Genomic DNA, 21,264 nt, shown 5'->3' with positions numbered 1-21,264 from the left:
CCAAAAAGGAGCCGGAATACGGCTCCTTTTTAGCAATTAACTTTTAAACTGCTTCTGCCAAACGGCCAGAGCTTCCTCATAAACTTCCCGAAAGGAAACTTTAAAATCCTTAGCAGCTTTTTGGCATACCTCAAATTCCGGATGAACGGAAATAACCCTGCCTTGATAGCGACCAATTTTTACCGGAATCAAACCGTAGCGGGTATTTAGCTGAATTATTTCTCTTTCGGCTTCATAGCGTTCTATCGTTTGTCTTCTTATCCCCAGACTTCCCGTTTCGGAAAAGATAATTTCGGCAAATTTTTCTTCGTCAGCTTCCGAACAAAGTACCGAAAGGATTACCCCCGGGCGGTTTTTCTTCATTTGAATTGGAGTAATAAAAACATCCAAAGCGCCTTCGCGCAAGAGCCGGTTAAAAATAAATCCTAAAGCTTCGGGGGAGAGATGGTCAATATTGGTTTCCAAAAGGACTACTGTTTTTGCTTTTACCGGACTTCCGGCGAATAAAATTCCACGCAGTAAATTAGGATAAAGGAAATCCCTGCTTCCGGCACCATAGCCGGTTTTTAAAATACTTCCCGAAGGCGGAACCTGTTCCGTTTTTTGTACCAGGGCCCGGTAAAGGGCAGCTCCGGTAGGGGTTACCAGCTCCCCTTCTACCGGTGCGGGAGTTACCGGAATACCGGTCAAAAGTTCCAAGGTGGCCGGCGCCGGCAGGGGGATGGGACCGTGAGCGGAGTTTACAAACCCCCGGGAAAGGGGTAACGGTGAGGCGATGACCGTATCTACCCCTAAAAGATAAACTCCAAGAATACTACCACAAATATCAACAATGGCATCGACCGCCCCTACTTCATGAAAATGAACTTTATCAATTGTGGTACCGTGAATTTTTGCTTCTGCTTCTGCTAAAAGTTTAAAAGCGTACTTGCTTTTATCCTTTACCTCAGAAGGAAGGGAACTTTTTTCAATAATTTCGTATATATCGTTTAAATGACGGTGTTGATGGGGCTCTGGATATAACACCGAAACTTTTTTTCCGGAAATACCGTTTTTTTGAACGGTTTTAACGTCTATAGAAAACTCCAGGGGCAATGTATTTAAAAGATTGAAAAACTTTTCCACATTAACTCCCAGGTCCAAAAGAAGGCCCAACATCATATCTCCGGAAATTCCCATAAAACAATCGAGATACAGCAACATTTTACTTCTCCTTTAAGCCCAAAATTGAAATTGCTAAAGCGGCTGCTCCAAAGCCGTTATCGATGTTAACTACTCCGATTCCCGGAGCACAACTGTTTAACATCGTTAAAAGAGCGGAAAGCCCCTGAAAGTTGGCACCGTAGCCAACCGAAGTAGGGACGGCAATAACCGGACAGGAGACAAGCCCGGCAACTACCGAAGGCAACGCTCCTTCCATACCTGCTACCGCTATAATAACCTCGGCCTTTCGTATTAAGTCAATACTGGCAAATAAGCGGTGAATGCCAGCTACGCCTGCATCAAAAAGAGTTAGCGGTTTAAATCCGGCAAACTTAAGGGTTTCCTCTGCTTCCAAAGCTACCGGAAGATCCGAAGTACCGGCGGTGATGATAAGTGGATTACCGGGCCGAGGCTTTCCCTCCTGGTAGTAGGCAGCGGTTTTAGCCCGTTCATTGTAAGTAGCCGCGGGAATAAGTTTTTTAATTGCTTCATAATGGTCTTTACTTACCCTCGTGGCTAAAAAGCGACCGTGACGCTCATAAAGTTTTTGGGCAATGAGGGCCGTTTCCTCCGGCGTTTTATTTTGAGCAAAAATTACTTCGGCAAACTCCGTCCGCTTTTCCCGGTGAAAATCAACCCGGGCAAAACCCAGGTCTTCAAAAAACTCGTTCCGCAAAATTTCTAAAGCTTTAGCGGCAGTAATTTTTCCCGTTTCGACCTCTTTTAAAACATTATAAAGATCTTGCATTTACCGCGCCTCCAAAACTTCATTCATACTGCCGGTACGGTATCCCTGGAGATCAAGGCAAACATATTTAAAGCCCAGCTCGTGAAAATGATTAAGAATTTCCGTACGCTTTTCGACAGCCAAAGACAGCTCTTCAGGGGCCAACTCGATTCGGGCAACGGGGTCGTGAAAGCGAACCCTGACGATATTAAAGCCCAGATCCTTTAAATGTTTTTCCCCTGAATAAATTTTTCGCAAACTTTCCTTCGTAATTTTCGTATGGTAAGGAAAACGGGAGGCAAGGCAGGCTTCTGCCGGCTTATTCCAGTTGGGAAGCCCCATTTCCCGGGCAAAACGGCGGATTTCTTCTTTGGTAAACCCGGCTTCCCGTAAAGGGGAACGGACCCCAAGTTCGGCAATTGCCCGGTGCCCGGGGCGATAGTCGTTGTTATCGTCTAAATTGGCGCCATCAACGACATAGTTAAAATTTAATTGTTCTTTTAACTCAATTAGTTTGGTAAAAAGGCTTTTCTTGCAGTAATAACACCGGTCCGGGGGATTATTGACAAAGTTGGGATCCGAAAATTCATCGGTATAAACTTTTATTAACTTAACTCCAAGCATCTTTGCTATATTTTCCGCTTCTAAAAGTTCGTCGGGCTTATAAGTATCGGAAATGCCCACAGCGGCTACCACTTTATCTCCCAGGACATCTCTGGCAACTTTTAAAAGAAAACTGCTGTCAACTCCTCCGGAAAACGCTACCACAACCGACTCCATTTCGGTTAAAATAGAAGTAAGTTTTGTGAGCTTCTGCTGCGCCATACCGCACCTCCGGTTTGTTATTAATTAATTGTAGCAAATTTTCAAGACAAAAAAAACCAAGAATTACGGAGGGATTTAAAATGCTAAATTTTACAGCTGTAATGCGGCCGGAAGTAATTTTAGGCGCATTTGGTTTAAATTTAATATTTTTTCTTTTGCTGCTTAACTTATATATAAAAACGGTTAAACTAAGACGGGAACTAAAGGATTTACTTAAAGGAAACTCCGGACAAAATCTGGAAAATATTTTACTGGATTTAGCGCGGGATAATGAGGTACTAAAAGGGGAAGTTACAAACTTAAAAAAGTACACCGAAGACTTAAACCAAAGGCTTTTATTGGCAGTGCAAAAAGTAGGAATGGTACGTTATAAAGCTTTACCGGACCTGGGCTCAGAGTTAAGCTTTTCGGTGGCGTTTTTAGATGCCAACAATAATGGGGTTGTAATTACCAGTCTTTACGGGCGGGAGCAGTGTCTGGTGTATGGAAAACCGGTGGAACGGGGTATTTCTACCTATCCGTTAACGGAAGAGGAACAAAAGGCAATTCGCAAAGCGATGGAAGAAGGGAGATAATATGTATTTTAAAAACCGGGAGGATGCAGGTCGGGTTTGCGCTGCAAAATTATGGCAGGAAGGTATTAACGGAGATGTTATTGCCGCAATACCCCGGGGGGGAGTGGTAGTAGCTGCACCAATAGCTGAAAAATTAAAGATCCCCTTAAAACTTATCTTACCCAAAAAGATTGGGGCTCCGCATAATGAAGAGGTAGCAATTGGGGCAGTTACTGCGGATGGTTCGCTGGCTTTAAATGAAGAATACATAAGCTTACTGGGTCTTTCACCGGAAGTTGTCGGGAAACAAATAAAAAAGGCCCAGCAAAAAATCAAAGAAATGCAAAATATATACAATATAGATAATATAAACTACGACTATACAAATAAAAGTGTCCTTTTGGTGGATGATGGTTTAGCTACTGGTTTTACCGTCTTAGCGGCGGGCTTGTCTTTAAAAAAGAAAGGTGCAAAATCAATTACTGTGGTGGTACCGGTGGCAAGTGCTGAAGCGATTTCGTTACTGAGAAATCACGGCTTTATGGTATTTTCCTTAATAGTACCGGAAGATTTTTACGCTGTGGGGCAGTTTTACGAAGATTTCCGGCCGGTGGAAACCGAGGAAGTTTTAGCGCTTCTTGCTAAGAATTATTCAGGATAAGCAGAGAAAAAATTGAAAAAAATAAACTCACCGGGAGGTGAGTTTAATGAAAAAGGTTGCGGTGGAGCAAGGACTCAGTAACTTACATGAAATACTCAGAGAATCAGGTTATCAAGTGGTGGACCCAAAGCAGGAGCAACGGGTGGATGCCTTTGTGGTTTCGGGAGTTAAAAATAACCTTATGGGTATGCAAGATACCGACACTAAAGCTCCGGTAATAAACGCCAGCGGCCGTTCCCCTGAAGAAATTGTAAATGTTCTGCGGGAGAAAATTGGTGACTGAGCTCGATTAAGACCTCGCTTAAAAAGCGAGCCATGGCCATTACCGTTGAGAGACGGGTGTTTTGCAGCACCATGAATTCCATAAAACCACCAACATTAACCACCCCGGTGAGACTTAAATCTCCTACCGGGGGTAATTTTTTATTTAAGGCAGCTCCTGGGTTTAGAGGACCGTCTTTTAAAACTATTTGTCCAACGCTGTTTAATGACCCCAAGGAAGCGTCCACAGCAATGAGAAAGGGATTTTTATATTGAAGATAAATATTTTTTAAAGTTTCTTCTAAGTTTACCGCATGAACCGGTTCTTCTAAACAACCGTAAACATGAAAAAAATTTATCCGGGCGTTTTTTAAAAAGCTGCCCACTAAAGGGCCAAAAGCGTCGCCGGTGGAACGGTCGGTACCTATACACAAAATTACCACCGGTCGATTTAAAGCTTTTCGCAGAATTGCCCGACTTATTGCTGTTTTTAAAAGTTTTTTATCTTCCGGGTTTTGAAAATAAAACTTCAACTTCCTGCCCTCCCTCCGTCTTGTTACTATAATATCCAGATAAAGGAAAAATTATACTGTTTTTGCATAAAATTTAGTAGTACACGGGGAGGGTGATGGTTATTTGGTTAAAACTTGGAATGATTATTATAGGTAGTTTGGTAGGGGCAGGTTTTGCATCAGGTCAGGAGATCATGTTATTTTTTAATCGTTACGGAGAAAAAGGTTTTTTGGGAATAGTTTTAACCGGGGGGTTATTGAGTTTTTTTTCCTGGGGAACATTAAAGGTGAGCCATAATTTAAAACTAAAAAATTACCGGGAATTAATTGAGTTAAGCTTAAGTTCCCGTTATCAGTTTTTAGCGGATTTCGCTTTTACCGCGGTATTATTTGGAGGTTTAGGAGTAATGCTTTCCGCCAGCGGGGCAATTTTTCACGAATATTTTAACCTTCCGGGTCTCTTTGGTATTGGCTTTTTGCTTTTAATTGTTCTCTTAACGGGTCAAAAACAACTGCTTGGTTTATATTATATAAACATAATCTTAACTCCCCTCTTGGTGATTTTTTTGATAGTAATTTCCTGTAAAGAATTAAGTGCGTTTAAGTATGTTGCGGCAGAAAACCATTGGCTGCAAAACTGGCTATCGGCAGCAATTATCTATGCTTCGTATAATATTTTGCTTTTGGGGTCGGTTTTGGTGCCGCTGGGGCGGGAAATGAAAGCTGCTGATATTATCGGAGGAGTAATTTTTGGTACAATACTTTTTTGGTTGTTAGCGGGGTTAATCTATTTTGCCTTGGCCGCTAACTATCCCGAGGTCCTTAAATATCAGGTACCATTGTTGTATTTAGCTGGTAAAAAGCATTTTGTTTCTTATTGGCTCTTTGGAATTTGTATTTGGCTTGCAGTGGCCACCACCGCAGTTTCCGATGGAGTGGCTTTGGCCCTTCGACTACCCAAAAGCCGAAGATTACTTTTTTTTGTATATTTTTTGAGTTTTTTAGTTGCCTTAATACCCTTTCAGTACCTGGTGAAATATCTTTATCCCCTTTTTGGCTATGCCGGTTTTTTATTTTTATATTGTTTGTTAAAATTATTAATAGGAATAAAATGGTAGGTGGTTAGGATGAGCTTCAATACCCTTGATTATTTACTGCTGGGATTGTTTTTATTTTTATTATTTAAAGGAAGCCGGGAAGGAATTTTGGGACTTCCGGTAAAAATTACTGCCCTTGCAGGTGGGGTCATAGTTTCATTTTTATGGGGGGACATGCTGTTTCCCAAAGTTATTCCTGCTTTTTTACCCTATCTTCCGCAAAGCCTGAAAAATCAGTACTTACCGGTGTTTTTTAAAGGGGTTTTATTTTTAGTAACGGCATTCTTAATCTGGAAAGCCGGGGGAAGTTTTCGCCGGGGTCTTAGAAAAACTCCATTAGGAATTATAGATTCTCTTCTGGGAATTTTTTATAATGGAGTGAAAGGGGTTATTTTTTTAGTGGTGTTATCTCTTATTTTAATACCGTTGGCAGGGGTTTTAACTAAGACTTCTCTTGGGGGGGAGATTAAAGGCTTTTTAAGCTTGGTTCAAAATTCTCTGGTTTTAAATTACTTCTTTACCTTAGTTAAAGATGGCATTTCAACCTTTACAGGAATAAAGGAGGCTAAGTTATGGATTTAATGTTAAAACGGGAAAATATTTTTTCCAACACAAAAGACCAAAATCCAATCTACCAGTTTAACAGGGAGTATCTTGATTTTTTAAGCGGTTGTAAAACCGAACGGAAAGTAGCAAGTTACATAGTGGAAGAGGCTCAAAAACGCGGGTTTACGAATCTTGAAGAGGCTTTAAAAGAGGAAAAAACATTAAAACCCGGAGATAAAGTTTATCTTTTCTTTAAAAACAAAGCGGTGCTTTTAGCGGTAATCGGGGAAAAGCCTTTAAGAGAAGGTTTTAATTTAGTTGCATCTCATTTAGACGTACCGAGGCTTGATTTAAAACCGCAGCCTCTCTATGAAAAAGATGGCTTTGTTCTATTAAAAACTCACTACTACGGTGGAATTAAAAAATACCAGTGGGTAACAAGGCCTTTAGCTCTTTGGGGTACGGTAGTTTTGAAGGGCGGAAAAGTTTTAGATATAAAATACGGAGAAGACGAAAACGAGGGAGTTTTAACGATTACCGATCTACTACCTCACCTTGCTAAAGACCAGATGGAGAAAAAAATAAGAGAAGCCATTACCGGGGAAGATTTAAATGCGCTCACCGGAAATATTCCGGACCAGGAGGCCAAGGAAAATAAAATTAAAACTTATATCTTAAAACTTCTCCATGACCGCTTTGGTATAACTGAAGAAGATTTAATTACTGCGGAACTATCACTGGTACCGGCAGGTCCAGCCCGGGAAGTGGGTTTGGACCGGAGCATGGTTGGTGGTTTTGGCCAGGACGACCGGGTGTGCGTATTTACTTCCTTTAAAGCTCTCCTTGAAGCAGGCATTCCCGAAAAAACCGCGGTAGCGTTGTTTATGGACCGGGAAGAAATCGGCTCCATGGGTAACACCGGCATGCAAAGTAAGTTTTTAGAAAATGCAGTATTAAAGCTTTTGGCAGCATTGGGAAACAAAGATGAATTAGCATTAAGACTTTCTTTAGAAAATGCCCGGGCGCTATCGGCGGATGTGACTGCTGCGGTAGACCCGACCTTTGAAGGGGTTTTAGAAAAAAATAACGCAGCCCAGATTAATTACGGCATTGTTTTGACCAAATATACCGGCTCCGGCGGCAAGTACGGTACCAGCGAAGCATCGGCCGAGTTTATGCGGGAGATAATAGATTTATTTAATCAGGAAGGAATTCGCTGGCAAACCGGGGAACTGGGCAAAGTGGACCAGGGCGGTGGCGGTACCGTAGCTCAGTTTTTAGCAAATCTCGGGATGGAAGTATTGGATGCGGGAGTTGCTTTATTATCGATGCACTCTCCCTTTGAAGTAGCCGGTAAAGCGGATATTTATGAAGCTTACCGGGCGTATAAAGCATTTTTGAGTGGAGGTAAGTCGTAGGTGTTAAGTGGTCGGTAAAAGATAAAAACAAGAAGGAGGGTTTAGATAGAAATTGAAAAGCTATAGAAAGGAACTCTGGTTTAACCTTCCTACCCGCCGGGGTTTTGTCAACATTACCCCGGACGTAGAAAAATGCGTAAAGGAATCGGGAATTAAAGAAGGCCTTTGCCTGGTGAACGCCATGCACATTACCGCTTCGGTCTTTATCAACGACGATGAACCGGGGCTTCACCACGATTTTGAAGTATGGTTAGAACAGCTTGCACCGGAAAAACCTTATGAACGCTACCGGCATAACGGTTTTGAGGATAACGCCGATGCCCATTTGAAAAGAACTATTATGGGCCGGGAAGTCGTGGTAGCGGTTACCGAAGGTAAGCTTGACCTTGGGCCCTGGGAGCAAATTTTTTACGGGGAGTTTGACGGGAAACGGAAAAAAAGGGTTTTGGTGAAAATTATCGGGGAATAACCCTATATAAGCTCCAATAACGGCTTAATATCATAGCGGCGGCGGTGGAAATTACTCCACAGGTCGCCGTATTTTTTTACCCGCTCCCAGATAGTTTTGATAGTAAACTCGGCAGGGGAGATCTCCCCTTTCGTTACCTCTTCCCACAAAAGAGGGGTGGATACCGGAGCTTTTGGCAGGGGCCGAAGACTGTAAGGAAAAACCATAGTGCGTCCCCGGGTATTTTGAAGATAGTCAAGGTATACTTTGCCTGTTCGCTTTTTAATTACCCGCTCCAAAGTTACCTTTTCGGGATAAGCTTTTAAAATTAACCGGCAAAGATTAAAAGCTGCCCGGGTGGTGTCTTTAAAACCGTACTTTGGCTCTATGGGGACAAAAAGGTGCAAACCTTCTTTTCCGGAGGTTTTGGGCCAGGCCTCAAGGCCAAGTTTCAAAAGGACCTCCCGTAAAAGAAGGGCCACAGGAAGGCAATCCTGAAAAGTCAACGGTGGTTCGGGATCTAAATCAAAAACCAAAATATCCGGATTTTCTATCCGGGGTACTTCTGAAAGCCAGCAGTGAAGCTCGATTACGCCCTGATTTACAAGCCATAAAAGGGCCTCTTTATTTGCTACAGAGGGATAGTTTACCCATTTCTTTTCTTTTTCGTGCCAGATAGCTACTTTATTTAAAAAATTAGGAGCATAGGCGGGAATTTCTTTTTGGTAAAAGCTTTTTCCGGCAATTCCGTCAGGAAAGCGGTTCATCACAAAGGGGCGGTTACTGATATAGGGAAGGATGTGGTCAGCCATTAAGTAGTAATAAGCAATAACATCTTTTTTATAAATTAGATCCGCAGGATAAAAAATTTTATCGGGATTGGTAATGATTTTACTTAAATCCATGGTTACCTCCCTTGGCCGGAGAAAACCCCACAATTTTGGGATGGCGAAGTCCGCCAGGGGTTTTTTCAAGATATTGAATCCTAACTTCTAAAAGAGGATAAAGAGTGATTTCCCGGGGATTTTTTTCTTTAACTATGGGGGTAAGTAAATTTAAAAGGTCGTTTTGTCCCCAAAAAGGGATTTTATAGCTTTTATTAGTCTTCTGGTCAAAAACCATTAAGCTTTCCACATTCCCCTGCTTTAAGAAAACTTTTGTTAAAAGAAAATTTTCTTTGGTATAATTTTTTATTTTAAGCCAGAGGGCGGTACGTTTTCCCGGGTAATAAAAAGAAGAAATTTTTTTGGCAACTATCCCTTCGTAATTTTCAAAAGCTGCCCTGTCAAAAAAATCCCTTCCCTTTTCGAGGACGTACGGAGCAATTTTAAAAGGCGGTGGTAGGTCTTTTAAAAAGCTTTTGCGCTCAAGAAGAGGTGTAGTTAAAAGATTTTTCCCGGAAAATCTTAAAACATCAAAAATTACTAAAAAAATATTTTCTTCCTTTTTGGAGAACCCCAGAAGCTTGGAAAAACTTCCCTTCTTACCCTCCCCCCAGATAATTTCTCCATCCAAAACGGTATCTTTCGGAAAAAATGTTTTAACTTCGGTCAATTGAGGAAAAGAAAGGGCTAAATTTTTACCGTTTCGGGAAATTAATTTAACCTCTTTTTCAATAAAAACAAGGCAGCGAAAACCATCCCATTTATATTCAAAAAGCCAGGAACTATCATCAAAGGGAGCTTCCCTTTCTTCTAAAAGCATGGGTTTAAACAAAGCTTATGCACCAACTTTTTCTCCGGTAATTTTTTCTAAAGACAAACGCAGAGCTTCGGTTAAATCAATAACTTTTGCCGGAACTTTTTCTTCGGGAATGACAATGGCTTCGTGCTGGATTTTCTTTTCAATTACCTCCATTAAAGCTTCCCGGTAAGTATCTTTATATTTTTCGGGAGTAAAAGGAGTGGTTAAAGAATCGATTAACATTTTGGCCATAGAAAGCTCCCGTTCCTCCACCGGGATTTCCTCAGGTATTTCCAATATTTCAAACTTACGAATTTCGTCGGGATAGAAAATGGTGGAAACGGTTAAAACCTGTTCTTTAAAAACCCGCACCATAGCGATATTTTCCTTAGTTCTTAAAACCATCTTTGCGATGGCAATTTTCTTGCTGTCCTTTAAAGCCTGCATTAACAAGGCATAAGGTTTTTCTCCGCCTTCGGAAGGTGTTAAGTAATAGCTTTTTTGCAAGTAAATAGGGTCCACTTCGGCTAAATTTACAAAATCCAAAATTTCAATTTTTCGCCCTTTTAACTTCGGTAAAGCTTCAAGCTCTTCTTCGGTAAAAGTGACAAACTGTCCTTTAGAAAATTCATAGCCTTTGGTAATTTCCTCCGGGCTAACTTCGCGGTTGCATACGGCACAGAACTTTTTATAATGAATTGGCCCGCCGCAGTTTTGGTGAATAAGGGAAAAAGAGATGCTTTTAGATTCGGTTGCAGGATAAAGTTTTACCGGAATGGATACCAGACCAAAGGCGATAAAACCCTTCCAGATTGGCCGCATAAAATCCGCTCCTTTTTAATTTAGTATGGCGGGAAGAAAAATTTTTAAACTTATAACGAATAGTAATTATATTGAAAAGAAAAATGACAAAAATTTATTTGAAATATAAATATTCATTATGTTATTATCTTGAAGGAAAGAAAGGAGGAAATTGATAATGGGCGAAATTATCAAAAGCTATTACCGGAAAGTAATTGCGGAATTTTGGGACCAAAAGACTGCGGTCGTACTTCTGGGCATTTTAAGCGGCCTTTACTTTGGAACAGTTGGCGTGGTATGGGCGGTAACCGGAGAGTTTACCCGCTGGGGGGCAAGCTTTCTTAAATTAATCGGAGTGGACTTATCTCCTTATACTTATTTAAAAATCATCAAATATAAAGGTACCGTTTTAACCCGGATAGACGGGGTAATGGTGCTGGGAATGTTTGCGGGAGCCTTGATTGCAGCTCTTTTCGGGCAAAATTTTAAACTTAGAATCCCTACCGCTAAAAGGGTGCTACAGGCTTTAATTGGCGGTATAATTGCCGGCTTTGGCACCCGCCTTGCCATGGGGTGTAATTTAGCGGCCCTTTTTACCGGAATACCTCAGTTTTCGCTTCATACCTGGTTTTTTACCCTGGGAACAATTTTTGGTACCTATATTGGAATAAAAATTACCCTCTCTCCTTATTTTCGGGGAGAGCCCAAACTGGTCAAAGCTTCGGAATTTAATGCGGAAAATTTAAAGGCAAATACCCAGATCCAACCCTTTTTGGGCTGGCTTGGACTTATTATTTTTGCCGGAATTTTATTGTCCCGGCCGGAAATGCCGAATAATTTAAAACTTGCTACCGTTTTTGGCTTTGCCTTTGGCTTTTTAATTCAAAAGGGGCAGGTCTGCTTTACCTCAGCCTTCCGGGATTTATGGTTGGTTGGACGCACGACTACGCTAAAGGCTCTGGTCTGGGGTATGGCGGTGCAGATGCTTCTGACAGCGGTATTTATCGCCAAGGGAACGCCTGCCAAAGTTCTCTGGGCCGGTCCCAATGCGTTAATTGGTGGCCTTTTATTTGGTATTGGGATTGTTATTGCCGGAGGATGTGAGACCGGCTGGATGTACCGGTCAATGGAAGGCCAGGTTCACTTCTGGTTTGTAGGGTTGGGCAATGTGATTGGGGCAACAATCTTGTTCCTGGTGTGGGATAAGGGGGTTTATAAATACTTAGCCGAGCCGTTTCCGAAGTTTAGCTTGATAGAACATTTTGGTTACTTACCGGCCTTTATATTGACTGGATTATTCCTTTTAGGGCTGTACTTATGGGCGGATTTACGGGAAGCAAGCGGCAGGTCTATGATAAAAAATAAGACCATGCCGGTGAGGAGGGTGTAATATGGAAGAGAAACGGTATGTCTTGGATTTACGGGGTGAACCCTGTCCTTATCCGGTGGTGTATTCCCTGCAGGTTCTGGCAGAACTGGAAAGCGGAGCGCTTTTGGAAATTTTAGCCGATTGTCCGCAATCGTTTAAATCGGTCCCGGAAGAAGTGGTAAAAGCCGGGTACGAAATGGCTGAACCTCCGCAAAAAATCGGGCCAACGTTAAGGTTTCTGGTAAGAAAACCTTAAAATTTGATAAATTAAAAAGGCCGAGAAGCTTTTAGCTTTTCGGCCTTTTAAACATTAAACCTGAAGTAAATGACATCGCCATCCTGTACCACGTAATCTTTTCCTTCCAAGCGGATTAAGCCTTTTTCCCGGGCGGCGGTCATCGAGCCAACTTCTATTAATTCTTCCCAGGGAATAACTTCTGCCCGGATAAAGCCTCGCTCGATGTCCGAGTGGATTTTGCCGGCGGCCTGAGGAGCTTTGGTACCTCTTTTTATGGTCCAGGCTTTAACCTCCTGGGGCCCGGCAGTAAAGAAGGTAATCAGGCCAAGTAAAGCATAACCGGTTCTAATAAGTTTATTTAACCCCGGCTCTTCAATACCAAGGTCTTCCAAAAACAACGCCCGTTCATCTTCGGGAAGTTCCTGTAATTCGCTTTCGATTTTAGCCGACAGTACAACAACTTCGGCATTTTCCTTTGCGGCAATTTCCCGCACTATATCGACTTCTTTGGGCGGCGAGAGAAGATCTTTTTCTCCCACATTGGCCACGTAAACTACGGGCTTGGCGGTGATAAAACCGATTTCCCGTAAAATCTCCTTTTCCTCATCGGAAAATTCGTGGGCCCGTACCGGAAGACCCCGGTCAAAGCCGTCAATTATTCTTTTAAGCATTTCTGCCTCAATTTTGCCCCGTTTTTCCCCGCTTTTGGCAACTTTTTCCGCCCGCTCTAAACGTCTTTGGGCGGTTTCTAAGTCCGCTAAGATAAGCTCGGTATTTATGGTATCAATATCCCGGGCGGGGTCTACCGAACCTTCGACGTGGGTAACGTTAGGGTCGGTAAAACAGCGTACCACATGGGCAATACCGTCAACCTGCCGGATGTGGGATAAAAATTTATTGCCCAAGCCCTCTCCCCGGCTTGCTCCCCGAACAAGACCGGCAATATCCACAAAACGGGTAACGGCCCGTACCACCCGTTCGGGTTTTACTACTTCCGCAATTTTATCCACCCGGGGGTCGGGGACTTCTACCACTCCCACGTTGGGTTCAATGGTGCAAAAAGGATAATTGGCCGCTTCGGCTTTAGCCTTGGTTATCGCATTAAATAAAGTAGACTTTCCCACATTGGGCAGTCCCACAATTCCTATTTCCATCTACTTCCTCCTCTTTATAATTAATGTTTTTTAATTGTTTTTAGTTTCCAACATCCAACCTTCCAATTTCTAACTTCCAGTAGTTTTGCGTACCGCCCGAATTTTTCTAATAATTTTTTCCCGGGGAACTAAAATAATATGGCCGCAGCCGGTGCATTTTAAGCGAAAATCAATACCTATTTTTAGCACTTCCCACTCGTAATTTCCACAGGGGTGTGGCTTTTTTAGTTTAATTATATCGCCTATTTGAATTTCACGCGGATCAACCATTATCCATCTCCCTTTCCTCCCGGGTAATGTAGACCCGTCGGGGATATGGAATTTCAATACCTTCGGCGTCAAAAGCTTCTTTAATGGCTTTTCTAAGCTCCCACTCGATATTCCACTGTTCCATGGGCTTTACCTTGGCAATTACCCGAAAAACCATTTCCGAGGGTCCGAAATTAACAATCCCCAAAACCTTGGGGCCTTCATAGATAAGTTCTCCGTATTTTTCTTTTATTTGCTGGCAAACCCTTTCTAAAACCCGGTTTACCTTTTCCACATCTTCTTCGTACGCTACCCCTACGTCCACTAAAGCCCGTTGCGGTCCCCGGGTTTTGTTGGTGACCATCGTTATACTGCCGTTGGGGATGATATGAAGCTCACCGGTAAAATCCCGGAGTTTGGTAACTCTAAGCCCTAATTCTTCGACAATGCCGGAGGTTTGCCCGATGGTAACGTAATCCCCCACCGCAAACTGGTCTTCCATTAAAATAAAAAAACCGCTTATCACATCTTTAACCAAGTTCTGGGCGCCAAAGCTTACGGCTAAACCTAAAATACCAGCTCCGGTTAGAAGGGTTTTGGCAAAACCGGTATTTTCAAAGACCTGGGCAATAATAGTAAGAAATGCGGTAATGTAAATAAAGTAACTCCAGAGACTTTTTAAGATGGTACGCAGGGTTTCAACCCGGTTTTCCTTAAGGCTTAATTTTTTGCCGTAGGGAACGATAAAACGGTTGATAAAGGAGTGGCCAAGCTTAAGTAGTACCACCGAGCTTACCAGAATAATCAAAAGAATTAAGGATTTATCGAGAATTTTATCCCAGTTTAAGTTTAAAAGGCCAAAATTCATCAGTATCCCTCCGGCAATTAATCTATTACAATATTATATTTAATCTTTTCCAAAAAAACAAATGGTACCGGAAGGGACGGTTCTTACAGTGACCATTTTCCGTTATAAAAGACAAAAAAATTGCCAGCGATAAGCTCGCTGGCAGAACCGTCCCTTAAATACCCAGTTTGGCGCGGCGGTCGTTGATGTGGGCAAGGATATCATCGGCAACTTTAACCGGGTCGCTCCCCACGGCTATTCTTCCGCCGGTGATACTGGGGAGGTCCCGGGTTAAAAGTTTTACCAGGTTTGGTGCACCCATCACCGGAGGATCCGGAGCCACATGGGTATATAAGCCATAGGCTAAAGCAAAGAGGGCGTCAATGGTAGCTTTTTGTTCCATGTACATGGGAGCGGTCACGGCTACCGGCAAATCGGCGGTGTCAACGTTTAAGGCGTTGGCTAAAGCTGTTACCACTAAAGAAATTCGGCCGGTGTCGGTACAGGTCCCAAAAGAAAGTACCGGTGGAATGTTTAAGCTCCGGCATACTTCGGAAAGTCCGGTTCCGGCTAAGCTTATCGCATCCAAATTACAGAGTCCGGCAACTTCAAGGGCATGGTTGCCGCAGCCACCGGATAAGATCAGGATATCCCGCTTAATTAACTCTTTTGCCAGGTTTACGGTGACGTAATCCTGGGGTCCGTTTTTTAGAGTGGTGCAATTAACAAGTCCCACTGCTCCTTTAATCTTTCCGGCTTTAATCACTTCAATTAAAGGATTTATGCTACCGCCCAAAGCTTTTAAAATAGCTTCCGGGGTGAAACCGGTGATGGCTTTTTGGATGTTGGCGGGAATTTTGGGGGTAATTTTTCCGTGGCGTTTGTTTTTAAAGCTGTCAACGGCGATATCAATGATTTTTTGCGCAATTTCCCGAACTTCACTGGGCTTATAGTCAAGGAAATGGTGAATACCCGGAAAACGTACCAGCCGGGATACCGAGACTAATGTTGCTCCGTATTTTTCTGCTAAAGGTCCTAAATTGGGCGGTGAGCAGTTCATATCCATCGCCAAGACATCAACGGCTCCAGTGGCCAACATCGGCTCAATAGTTAGCCAGTTGCCGGTTAGACCCCGGAAAACTTCATCCTTTTGGAAGCGCTGGACTACTTCCTGACCACTTTCAATACTGCCGTAAATTCTAAGGCCTTTTGCTCCGGCGGCTTTGGCTTTATCCTGGTTTACCGCTTCTTTAGCCGCTAAGATTAAAGCCACCCCGACAAACGGTTCGTGACCGTTAAAGACGATGTTGACGTAATCCGCATCAAAGATGCCCAGGTCCACATCCATTTCATGGGGCATACCGGTACCAAATAAAATATCCTGCACCAGCTCAAGGCCTATCTGGGCACCGTAAATACAAGAAAGTCCGAGCCTAAGTCCTTTAGTTGCTAAGGAGACATAATCCCCGTCGACGTTTGTAAGGCAGCTGGCGGCGGCATCTTTTAGCTCGTGCAGGGGACCGGCCGGATAAATTCCAAGCTTACGCCAGACTTCTTTTCGTTTTAAAGGAGCGTAGACCTCAATCATTTTCCCCGGTTCGTCATAGTCCCGGTATAACTCCCAGATTAAAAAGTCGGAAAGACGTACTGCCACATCTTCCGGTTTGCCTTCGGTGTTTAGCTCTAAATCCTTGGCCATCTGGTAAAGTTTATCTTTATCGGTAATGGTAAAGGGGGTGTTACCGAGAGCGGTCATTTTTAAAGTTTTATAAGCTTCATAGGCATGGTAAGTATAGGTTGAAGTACCCATTACGTTTCTTAATAGCATGTAGCGCATTGCCATGCCATCGGCGTTAATTCCGCAGACCCCTAAGATTGCTCCAACCTTTTCGTTTATCCGGCAAGGACCGTTACTGCAGAGCTGACAGGAAACCCCCAGTTCACAGTAATTGCAGCGGATCTTTTCCTGGGGGTCAAAACGGTCAAAACAGTTGGAAAGCTGGTCTTCGGCTAATCGCTGATATAGCTCGTTAACCGATGGGTGAATGGACGTCTTTGTAGCCATTTTACCTACCTCCTCCAAAAAATTTTCTTTTTTAGATTGGTATTTAAAAGAAAAAAATATACATAAGGTTGCCAAAATAGCTTGGGAGTGTTATAATTTTTGCGGCAAACTGTACTACCCTGCTCTATCCAGCGAGATAGGGCCATAGTCCAGAGGGAGGAGGTGTAAGTAATGCTGCGGCAGTACGAAGTAATGTACATTTTGCATCCGGAGCTTGATGCGGAAAAAACCGAAAGCATTATTGAGAGATTTAAAGGGATGATTGAACAGGAAGGCGGCGAAGTAACCAAAATCGACCGCTGGGGGAAACGGCGTTTTGCCTATGAAATTAAAAAGCTCCGGGAAGGCTATTATGTGGTAATGAACTTTAAAGCCAAAGCGGAAACTGCACAAGAGCTTGACCGGCTTTTAAGAATTTCCGATGATGTTGTGCGGCATATTGTAATTCGGGAAGACAAGTAACCTTTTGGGGTGAATTTTATGTTTAATAAAGTTATTTTAATAGGGAGGCTGACCCGGGACCCGGAGCTTAGACATACACCCCAGGGAACGCCGGTAGCATCGATCACCGTTGCGGTAGACCGTCCTTTTACCACCAAAGAAGGGCAACGGGAAACCGACTTTATTGATGTGGTGGTTTGGCAGAAGCTTGCCGAAACCGTCGCCCGCGTCTTAACCAAAGGACGGCTTGTTATGGTGGAAGGAAGACTGCAAATTCGAAGCTATACCGATAAAGAAGGCCAGAAACGGCGGGTTTATGAAGTAGTGGGGGAAAACGTGAGGTTTTTAGATAAACCCAAGAATGCTGGATTGGCTCCTGGCAACTTACCTGACGAGTTTCCTGCGGTGGACTTTGACCCGTCGGATTTTGGTACGGAAATCGAGATTAGCGATGAAGATATCCCATTTTAACGTAAGGGAGGTTGGACCGTGAAAAAAGAAAAAGGTAGCCGCCGCAAAAAGCGGGTATGTGCTTTTTGCGTGGATAAAATAGTAGATGTAGATTACAAAGACGTAAACCGTCTGAAAAAATATATTACCGAACGGGGTAAAATTCTTCCCCGGCGGATTTCCGGTAATTGTGCCCGGCACCAGCGGCGTCTTACTACCGCCATCAAGCGGGCTCGAATTATGGCTTTACTGCCGTTTACCGTAGAATAAGCGCTGAAAAAGGAGCTTTTTATGGCTCCTTTTTTTAGTTTATTGCAAGTTCCAGCGTTTTACTCTATAATAATTGGCAACTTACGATTATAATTAAAGTTGAATAAAAAATGAGGTGATTTTTTGAACAGCACCCGGCAGTTAGTAGAAAGTGCTTTTTTAGCGGCGATTACAGCGGTTTTGGTCATATTAAGTGTGTATTTTCCGCCCTTGGCGATAGTTGTAGATTTTCTTACCCCCATACCTATTGCCGTGTTAGTGGTAAGGCATTCGACCAAAGCAGGTATTTTGGCAATTGGGGTGGCGGCTATTCTTCCCCTTTTGACTATGGCTGACCCTATAACGGTTTTTACGGTTTTATTTAAGACGGGACCTCTTGGGCTTGTTTATGGCTATTTTATCAAAAGAAACTTAAAACCAACCTTAACCGTTGCCGCTGGAATGGTAGCAGGAACTTTAGGAACGGTAATTACGTGGGGGATTACGTTTTTCCTGACAAAAATTAATCCCTTTGCCATCGGGCGGGATATGGAGGAAGCGGGAAAACAGGTATTGGAGTTTTACTATAAAACGGGACTTATAAAGCCCGGTACCGAACAGGCGAAAATGTTAGCCGATACTTTTGCCCAGATGCCTAAAATAGCCGAGCTATTACTTCCCGGGGCAATTCTAATTTCTTCGCTAATTTTTGCCTATCTTACCTTTATTCTTACGAAAAAGCTTTTGGGCCGCTTAGGATATAGTTATCCCGACCTGCTTCCTTTTCGGCTCTGGCGGATGCCCTTATGGCTTTTATTGGTGATGGCGGTGGGGGTACTAATGTTTTCGGGCTTTCAAAAATACCCGGTAATAAGTAAAATTGGCTTTAATCTTATATATATAACCGGCTTTTTGTTTTTTATAAGTGGACTGAGCATTACCGTCTTTGCCTTTAAAAACCAGGTTTTGCCGCCATTGTGGCGAACATTTTTAATAGTTTTTGGGATATTATATCCCCCTATGGCCATGTGGTTTATCCTGGTTTTGGGCATGACCGATACATTGTTTGATTTTCGCAAAAAGTGGGAATCCGGGAGGGTAAATGATGAAGGTAATACTTCTAACGGAAGTTAAAAAACTTGGGAAAAAGGGAGATGTAGTGGAGGTTGCCGAAGGTTACGGGCGTAACTACCTGATTGCCAAAGGTCTTGCGGTAGAAGCTACCGAAGGTAAATTAAAGGAATTACAACAACAGAAAGAAGCGGCTAACCGGAGGAAAGAAAAAGAATTGCAAGAGGCAAGAAGCTTGGCGGAAAAGCTTAAAAATATTGAATTAGTCTTATACGGAAAATGCGGGGAAAATGGCAAGCTTTTTGGAGCGATAACCAGTAAAGATATTGCCGAAGCTTTAGAAAAAGATCACCAAATTAAAATTGATAAAAGAAAATTGGATTTAAAAGAAAACATTAAAGCCCTTGGAATGTATACGGTAGAAGTAAAGCTTCATCCGGAGGTAACAGCAAAACTCAAGGTAGCGGTTAAAGAAGAAGGAAGGGGTTAAAGGTGAAATTTTTTCTACTGCCTAACGAGCGGCGCGAATTGGAAAAAAAAGTCGAACTAATCGGAAATGTATTAACCAATTTATACGGTCCGGATAAACTTATTTTAAAAGCTGCCAAGGTGGAAGCCTTAAATCTCATTCAATCGGAGAAGTTAGAAGAAAAGGTTTTGGGCTATCAGAAAATCGTCTTGGAGGATCCCTCCCTGACCCGGGTACCGGCGGCAGGTGAACTTGCCGAAATTTTAGCAACCATTGAAGACCATATAGCGGATATTTTAGCCCGCCGGACGGTAGAGGAAGACCTGGAGCGCAAAGTAGAGCGGAAGATGCAGGAACGGCATGAGGAGTATTTAGAGGAAATCCGGCGGCAGGTTTTAAAAGAATCCGGCAACGTGGAAAACGCTCAAACCTTAAAAAAACTTGCCCGCCTGGAAAAATTAGAAGAAACCAAAATTGCTGCCACGGCTATGTCTTTTCTCCGTCCCCGGAGTTTTTCCGAAATCGTCGGGCAGGAGCGGGCCATTCGGGCACTTTTAGCAAAACTTTCGTCACCTTTTCCCCAGCACATCCTCTTATATGGACCGCCGGGGGTGGGGAAGACCACCGCTGCCCGTTTGTGTTTGGAAGAGGCCAAAAAGCGTAAAGGTTCACCCTTTGCTCCGGATGCTCCCTTTGTGGAAGTGGATGGTACTACATTGCGCTGGGACCCCAGGGAAGTTACCAATCCCCTTTTGGGTTCGGTGCATGATCCCATTTATCAGGGAGCCCGCCGGGACTTAGCGGAAACGGGAGTGCCGGAACCAAAACTCGGACTTGTTACCGAAGCCCACGGTGGGATATTGTTTATCGATGAAATTGGGGAGTTGGACCCTTTATTACAAAATAAGCTTTTAAAAGTTTTGGAAGATAAACGGGTATATTTTGATTCGGCCTATTACGACCCCGATGACCCCAATGTACCGCAGTACATTAAAAAAATCTTTGAAGAAGGGGCGCCGGCGGACTTTATTTTAATCGGTGCTACCACCCGCTCGCCGGAAGAAATAAATCCGGCCTTAAGGTCACGCTGCGCGGAAATCTTTTTTGAGCCGTTGGGGCCTGCGGAAATAAAGGAGATAGTTTTAAAAGCGGCGCAAAAGTTAAATGTCAAACTTGCTCCGGATGTACCGGAGCTAATTGCCGGTTATACGGTGGAAGGACGGAAGGCAGTAAATATTTTAGCCGATGGATATGCAATAGCCCGGTTTAAAAATCCCGAAGGGGATGCTTTAACCATTACCGCCGATGATATTTTAGAGGTGGTTAATGTCAGCCGGATTTCTCCCAATAACCTGGTTAGAGGTAGCGATACTTATGAAATTGGCAAAGTCTTTGGCTTAGGGGTTTATCAGTATTTGGGGTCGGTATTAGAAATTGAGGGAATAGCCTTTGATGCTAAAACTCCCGGTCAGGGAACGGTTCGTTTTAACGATACTGCCGGTTCTATGGCAAAAGATTCGGTGTTTAATGCTTTGTCGTCTATCCGAAAAATTACCGGCATCGATCCCCATAACTATGACCTGCATGTAAACGTAGTAGGCGGAGGTAATATTGACGGTCCTTCTGCCGGGGCAGCGCTGTTTTTGGTGATGTACTCGGCAATTACCAGGACTCCTTTGCGCCAGGACATTGCTATTACCGGTGAGATTTCCGTGCACGGAAGGATTAAGCCCGTAGGCGGAATTCCGGAAAAAATTTACGGCGCTAAACAGGCGGGGATTTCTACGGTACTGATTCCCTTTGATAATTTAAAAGACGTACCCCGGGGTCATTTGGGGATAAAGGTTGTGCCGGTAAAGACGGTAGAAGAAGTAGTGGAAATTGCCACCCAAAAACCCCTTTTAACCACCAGGGCGGTGTAGGAGG

The 21,264-nt window shown here is 43.2% G+C and carries 26 protein-coding genes; 15 read left to right on the top strand and 11 right to left on the bottom strand.

The window, feature by feature from the left end; genetic code table 11:
• Nucleotides 1-36 precede the first annotated feature (36 nt).
• The 3 genes from larC to larE are packed head-to-tail and all read right to left on the bottom strand — an operon-like array spanning nucleotide 37 to nucleotide 2,755.
• The gene (larC, locus tag CARFE_RS0104185; protein ID WP_028051855.1) at nucleotides 37-1,203 is read right to left on the bottom strand and encodes a nickel pincer cofactor biosynthesis protein LarC; all 1,167 of its coding nucleotides are present in this window, start codon (nucleotides 1,201-1,203) and stop codon (nucleotides 37-39) included.
• A gap of 1 nt (nucleotide 1,204) precedes the next feature.
• Nucleotides 1,205-1,951 carry a nickel pincer cofactor biosynthesis protein LarB gene (gene larB, locus CARFE_RS0104180; protein WP_028051854.1) on the bottom strand — a complete coding sequence of 249 codons (747 nt, stop codon included), beginning with the start codon at nucleotides 1,949-1,951 and terminating at the stop codon, nucleotides 1,205-1,207.
• Complete coding sequence (gene larE, locus CARFE_RS0104175) at nucleotides 1,952-2,755, bottom strand: ATP-dependent sacrificial sulfur transferase LarE (RefSeq protein WP_028051853.1); 804 nt, start codon at nucleotides 2,753-2,755, stop codon at nucleotides 1,952-1,954.
• Nucleotides 2,756-2,835: 80 nt separating this feature from the next.
• Here larE and CARFE_RS0104170 point away from each other — a divergent pair, with 80 nt between their 5' ends.
• From CARFE_RS0104170 to CARFE_RS15880, 3 genes are read left to right on the top strand one after another with little or no spacing between them, the layout of a single operon-like run.
• Nucleotides 2,836-3,330 (top strand): DUF4446 family protein, encoded by a 495-nt coding sequence (locus CARFE_RS0104170; protein ID WP_034541600.1) that lies wholly within the window; start codon nucleotides 2,836-2,838, stop codon nucleotides 3,328-3,330.
• 1 nt (nucleotide 3,331) lies between these two features.
• Nucleotides 3,332-3,970 (top strand): phosphoribosyltransferase, encoded by a 639-nt coding sequence (locus CARFE_RS0104165; RefSeq protein ID WP_028051851.1) that lies wholly within the window; start codon nucleotides 3,332-3,334, stop codon nucleotides 3,968-3,970.
• Between the two features lie 46 nt (nucleotides 3,971-4,016).
• Complete coding sequence (locus CARFE_RS15880; RefSeq protein ID WP_084138757.1) at nucleotides 4,017-4,253, top strand: YkuS family protein; 237 nt, start codon at nucleotides 4,017-4,019, stop codon at nucleotides 4,251-4,253.
• Here the strand turns inward: CARFE_RS15880 and yyaC are convergent.
• Nucleotides 4,174-4,764 carry a spore protease YyaC gene (yyaC, locus tag CARFE_RS0104160; protein ID WP_028051850.1) on the bottom strand — a complete coding sequence of 197 codons (591 nt, stop codon included), beginning with the start codon at nucleotides 4,762-4,764 and terminating at the stop codon, nucleotides 4,174-4,176. The genes CARFE_RS15880 and yyaC overlap by 80 nt on opposite strands.
• Before the next feature lie 95 nt (nucleotides 4,765-4,859).
• Between yyaC and CARFE_RS0104155 the strand changes: the two genes are divergently transcribed.
• From CARFE_RS0104155 to CARFE_RS0104140, 4 genes are read left to right on the top strand one after another with little or no spacing between them, the layout of a single operon-like run.
• Complete coding sequence (locus CARFE_RS0104155; RefSeq protein ID WP_028051849.1) at nucleotides 4,860-5,861, top strand: YkvI family membrane protein; 1,002 nt, start codon at nucleotides 4,860-4,862, stop codon at nucleotides 5,859-5,861.
• 9 nt (nucleotides 5,862-5,870) lie between these two features.
• On the top strand, nucleotides 5,871-6,422 hold the full coding sequence (locus CARFE_RS0104150) for a CvpA family protein (protein WP_028051848.1): 552 nt from the start codon (nucleotides 5,871-5,873) through the stop codon (nucleotides 6,420-6,422).
• Nucleotides 6,413-7,804, top strand: a complete 1,392-nt coding sequence (locus CARFE_RS0104145; protein WP_028051847.1) for an aminopeptidase — start codon at nucleotides 6,413-6,415, stop codon at nucleotides 7,802-7,804. The genes CARFE_RS0104150 and CARFE_RS0104145 overlap by 10 nt, the downstream gene beginning before the upstream one ends.
• Before the next feature lie 52 nt (nucleotides 7,805-7,856).
• Nucleotides 7,857-8,273, top strand: a complete 417-nt coding sequence (locus CARFE_RS0104140) for a secondary thiamine-phosphate synthase enzyme YjbQ (protein ID WP_011342972.1) — start codon at nucleotides 7,857-7,859, stop codon at nucleotides 8,271-8,273.
• Nucleotides 8,274-8,275: 2 nt separating this feature from the next.
• Here CARFE_RS0104140 and ligD read toward each other — a convergent pair whose 3' ends face one another.
• Genes ligD through ku form a run of 3 tightly spaced genes read right to left on the bottom strand, consistent with a single transcriptional unit; the run spans nucleotide 8,276 to nucleotide 10,757 of the window.
• Nucleotides 8,276-9,157: a non-homologous end-joining DNA ligase gene (ligD, locus tag CARFE_RS0104135; protein WP_034541598.1), complete on the bottom strand. Its 882-nt coding sequence runs from the start codon at nucleotides 9,155-9,157 to the stop codon at nucleotides 8,276-8,278.
• Nucleotides 9,144-9,968 (bottom strand): ATP-dependent DNA ligase, encoded by an 825-nt coding sequence (locus tag CARFE_RS0104130; protein WP_028051845.1) that lies wholly within the window; start codon nucleotides 9,966-9,968, stop codon nucleotides 9,144-9,146. Before CARFE_RS0104130 ends, ligD begins: the two co-directional genes overlap by 14 nt.
• A gap of 3 nt (nucleotides 9,969-9,971) precedes the next feature.
• Nucleotides 9,972-10,757, bottom strand: coding sequence for a non-homologous end joining protein Ku (ku, locus tag CARFE_RS0104125; RefSeq protein ID WP_028051844.1), 786 nt, complete (start codon nucleotides 10,755-10,757; stop codon nucleotides 9,972-9,974).
• A gap of 157 nt (nucleotides 10,758-10,914) precedes the next feature.
• On the opposite strand from ku, the gene yedE reads away from it, so the two are divergent.
• Both yedE and yedF read left to right on the top strand, forming a co-directional pair.
• Nucleotides 10,915-12,126: a selenium metabolism membrane protein YedE/FdhT gene (gene yedE, locus CARFE_RS0104120; RefSeq protein ID WP_028051843.1), complete on the top strand. Its 1,212-nt coding sequence runs from the start codon at nucleotides 10,915-10,917 to the stop codon at nucleotides 12,124-12,126.
• 1 nt (nucleotide 12,127) lies between these two features.
• On the top strand, nucleotides 12,128-12,361 hold the full coding sequence (gene yedF / locus CARFE_RS0104115; RefSeq protein WP_028051842.1) for a sulfurtransferase-like selenium metabolism protein YedF: 234 nt from the start codon (nucleotides 12,128-12,130) through the stop codon (nucleotides 12,359-12,361).
• Nucleotides 12,362-12,408: 47 nt separating this feature from the next.
• On the opposite strand, the gene ychF is transcribed toward yedF, so the two are convergent.
• From ychF to cooS, 4 genes are all read right to left on the bottom strand, one after another.
• Nucleotides 12,409-13,497 carry a redox-regulated ATPase YchF gene (gene ychF, locus CARFE_RS0104110; RefSeq protein ID WP_011342979.1) on the bottom strand — a complete coding sequence of 363 codons (1,089 nt, stop codon included), beginning with the start codon at nucleotides 13,495-13,497 and terminating at the stop codon, nucleotides 12,409-12,411.
• Between the two features lie 69 nt (nucleotides 13,498-13,566).
• On the bottom strand, nucleotides 13,567-13,767 hold the full coding sequence (locus CARFE_RS0104105; RefSeq protein WP_011342980.1) for a DUF951 domain-containing protein: 201 nt from the start codon (nucleotides 13,765-13,767) through the stop codon (nucleotides 13,567-13,569).
• Nucleotides 13,760-14,614 carry a mechanosensitive ion channel family protein gene (locus tag CARFE_RS0104100; protein ID WP_011342981.1) on the bottom strand — a complete coding sequence of 285 codons (855 nt, stop codon included), beginning with the start codon at nucleotides 14,612-14,614 and terminating at the stop codon, nucleotides 13,760-13,762. The genes CARFE_RS0104105 and CARFE_RS0104100 overlap by 8 nt, the downstream gene beginning before the upstream one ends.
• Nucleotides 14,615-14,768: 154 nt before the next feature.
• Nucleotides 14,769-16,658, bottom strand: a complete 1,890-nt coding sequence (cooS, locus tag CARFE_RS0104095; protein ID WP_051250147.1) for an anaerobic carbon-monoxide dehydrogenase catalytic subunit — start codon at nucleotides 16,656-16,658, stop codon at nucleotides 14,769-14,771.
• A 171-nt stretch (nucleotides 16,659-16,829) separates the two neighbouring features.
• Here cooS and rpsF point away from each other — a divergent pair, with 171 nt between their 5' ends.
• The 6 genes from rpsF (at nucleotide 16,830) to lonC (ending at nucleotide 21,260) form a co-directional block, all read left to right on the top strand.
• Nucleotides 16,830-17,120: a 30S ribosomal protein S6 gene (gene rpsF, locus CARFE_RS0104090; RefSeq protein ID WP_011342983.1), complete on the top strand. Its 291-nt coding sequence runs from the start codon at nucleotides 16,830-16,832 to the stop codon at nucleotides 17,118-17,120.
• 18 nt (nucleotides 17,121-17,138) lie between these two features.
• The gene (locus CARFE_RS0104085; RefSeq protein WP_011342984.1) at nucleotides 17,139-17,570 is read left to right on the top strand and encodes a single-stranded DNA-binding protein; all 432 of its coding nucleotides are present in this window, start codon (nucleotides 17,139-17,141) and stop codon (nucleotides 17,568-17,570) included.
• Between the two features lie 18 nt (nucleotides 17,571-17,588).
• On the top strand, nucleotides 17,589-17,819 hold the full coding sequence (rpsR, locus tag CARFE_RS0104080) for a 30S ribosomal protein S18 (RefSeq protein ID WP_011342985.1): 231 nt from the start codon (nucleotides 17,589-17,591) through the stop codon (nucleotides 17,817-17,819).
• A gap of 123 nt (nucleotides 17,820-17,942) precedes the next feature.
• Nucleotides 17,943-18,932 carry a YybS family protein gene (locus CARFE_RS0104075; RefSeq protein WP_028051839.1) on the top strand — a complete coding sequence of 330 codons (990 nt, stop codon included), beginning with the start codon at nucleotides 17,943-17,945 and terminating at the stop codon, nucleotides 18,930-18,932.
• A complete protein-coding gene (gene rplI, locus CARFE_RS0104070; RefSeq protein ID WP_028051838.1) occupies nucleotides 18,904-19,359 on the top strand; it encodes a 50S ribosomal protein L9 in 456 nt (151 codons plus the stop codon). Before CARFE_RS0104075 ends, rplI begins: the two co-directional genes overlap by 29 nt.
• A 2-nt stretch (nucleotides 19,360-19,361) precedes the next feature.
• The gene (gene lonC, locus CARFE_RS0104065) at nucleotides 19,362-21,260 is read left to right on the top strand and encodes a Lon family ATP-dependent protease (RefSeq protein ID WP_011342988.1); all 1,899 of its coding nucleotides are present in this window, start codon (nucleotides 19,362-19,364) and stop codon (nucleotides 21,258-21,260) included.
• Nucleotides 21,261-21,264: the final 4 nt, after the last annotated feature.

It is taken from the genome of Carboxydothermus ferrireducens DSM 11255, assembly GCF_000427565.1.
Classification (GTDB): Bacteria; Bacillota; Z-2901; order Carboxydothermales; family Carboxydothermaceae; genus Carboxydothermus; species Carboxydothermus hydrogenoformans.
Note: the sequence above shows the minus strand (reverse complement) of the source record. Positions and strands in the feature narration are given on the sequence as shown.

Coding starts and splice junctions, on each gene's coding strand:
- larC (WP_028051855.1), bottom strand. CDS start 1,203: ATGTTGCTGTATCTCGATTGTTTTATGGGAATTTCCGGAGATATGATG.
- larB (WP_028051854.1), bottom strand. CDS start 1,951: ATGCAAGATCTTTATAATGTTTTAAAAGAGGTCGAAACGGGAAAAATT.
- larE (WP_028051853.1), bottom strand. CDS start 2,755: ATGGCGCAGCAGAAGCTCACAAAACTTACTTCTATTTTAACCGAAATG.
- CARFE_RS0104170 (WP_034541600.1), top strand. CDS start 2,836: ATGCTAAATTTTACAGCTGTAATGCGGCCGGAAGTAATTTTAGGCGCA.
- CARFE_RS0104165 (WP_028051851.1), top strand. CDS start 3,332: ATGTATTTTAAAAACCGGGAGGATGCAGGTCGGGTTTGCGCTGCAAAA.
- CARFE_RS15880 (WP_084138757.1), top strand. CDS start 4,017: ATGAAAAAGGTTGCGGTGGAGCAAGGACTCAGTAACTTACATGAAATA.
- CARFE_RS0104155 (WP_028051849.1), top strand. CDS start 4,860: ATGGTTATTTGGTTAAAACTTGGAATGATTATTATAGGTAGTTTGGTA.
- CARFE_RS0104150 (WP_028051848.1), top strand. CDS start 5,871: ATGAGCTTCAATACCCTTGATTATTTACTGCTGGGATTGTTTTTATTT.
- CARFE_RS0104145 (WP_028051847.1), top strand. CDS start 6,413: ATGGATTTAATGTTAAAACGGGAAAATATTTTTTCCAACACAAAAGAC.
- ligD (WP_034541598.1), bottom strand. CDS start 9,157: ATGGATTTAAGTAAAATCATTACCAATCCCGATAAAATTTTTTATCCT.
- ku (WP_028051844.1), bottom strand. CDS start 10,757: ATGCGGCCAATCTGGAAGGGTTTTATCGCCTTTGGTCTGGTATCCATT.
- yedE (WP_028051843.1), top strand. CDS start 10,915: ATGGGCGAAATTATCAAAAGCTATTACCGGAAAGTAATTGCGGAATTT.
- yedF (WP_028051842.1), top strand. CDS start 12,128: ATGGAAGAGAAACGGTATGTCTTGGATTTACGGGGTGAACCCTGTCCT.
- ychF (WP_011342979.1), bottom strand. CDS start 13,497: ATGGAAATAGGAATTGTGGGACTGCCCAATGTGGGAAAGTCTACTTTA.
- CARFE_RS0104105 (WP_011342980.1), bottom strand. CDS start 13,767: ATGGTTGATCCGCGTGAAATTCAAATAGGCGATATAATTAAACTAAAA.
- CARFE_RS0104100 (WP_011342981.1), bottom strand. CDS start 14,614: ATGAATTTTGGCCTTTTAAACTTAAACTGGGATAAAATTCTCGATAAA.
- cooS (WP_051250147.1), bottom strand. CDS start 16,658: ATGGCTACAAAGACGTCCATTCACCCATCGGTTAACGAGCTATATCAG.
- rpsF (WP_011342983.1), top strand. CDS start 16,830: ATGCTGCGGCAGTACGAAGTAATGTACATTTTGCATCCGGAGCTTGAT.
- CARFE_RS0104085 (WP_011342984.1), top strand. CDS start 17,139: ATGTTTAATAAAGTTATTTTAATAGGGAGGCTGACCCGGGACCCGGAG.
- rplI (WP_028051838.1), top strand. CDS start 18,904: ATGAAGGTAATACTTCTAACGGAAGTTAAAAAACTTGGGAAAAAGGGA.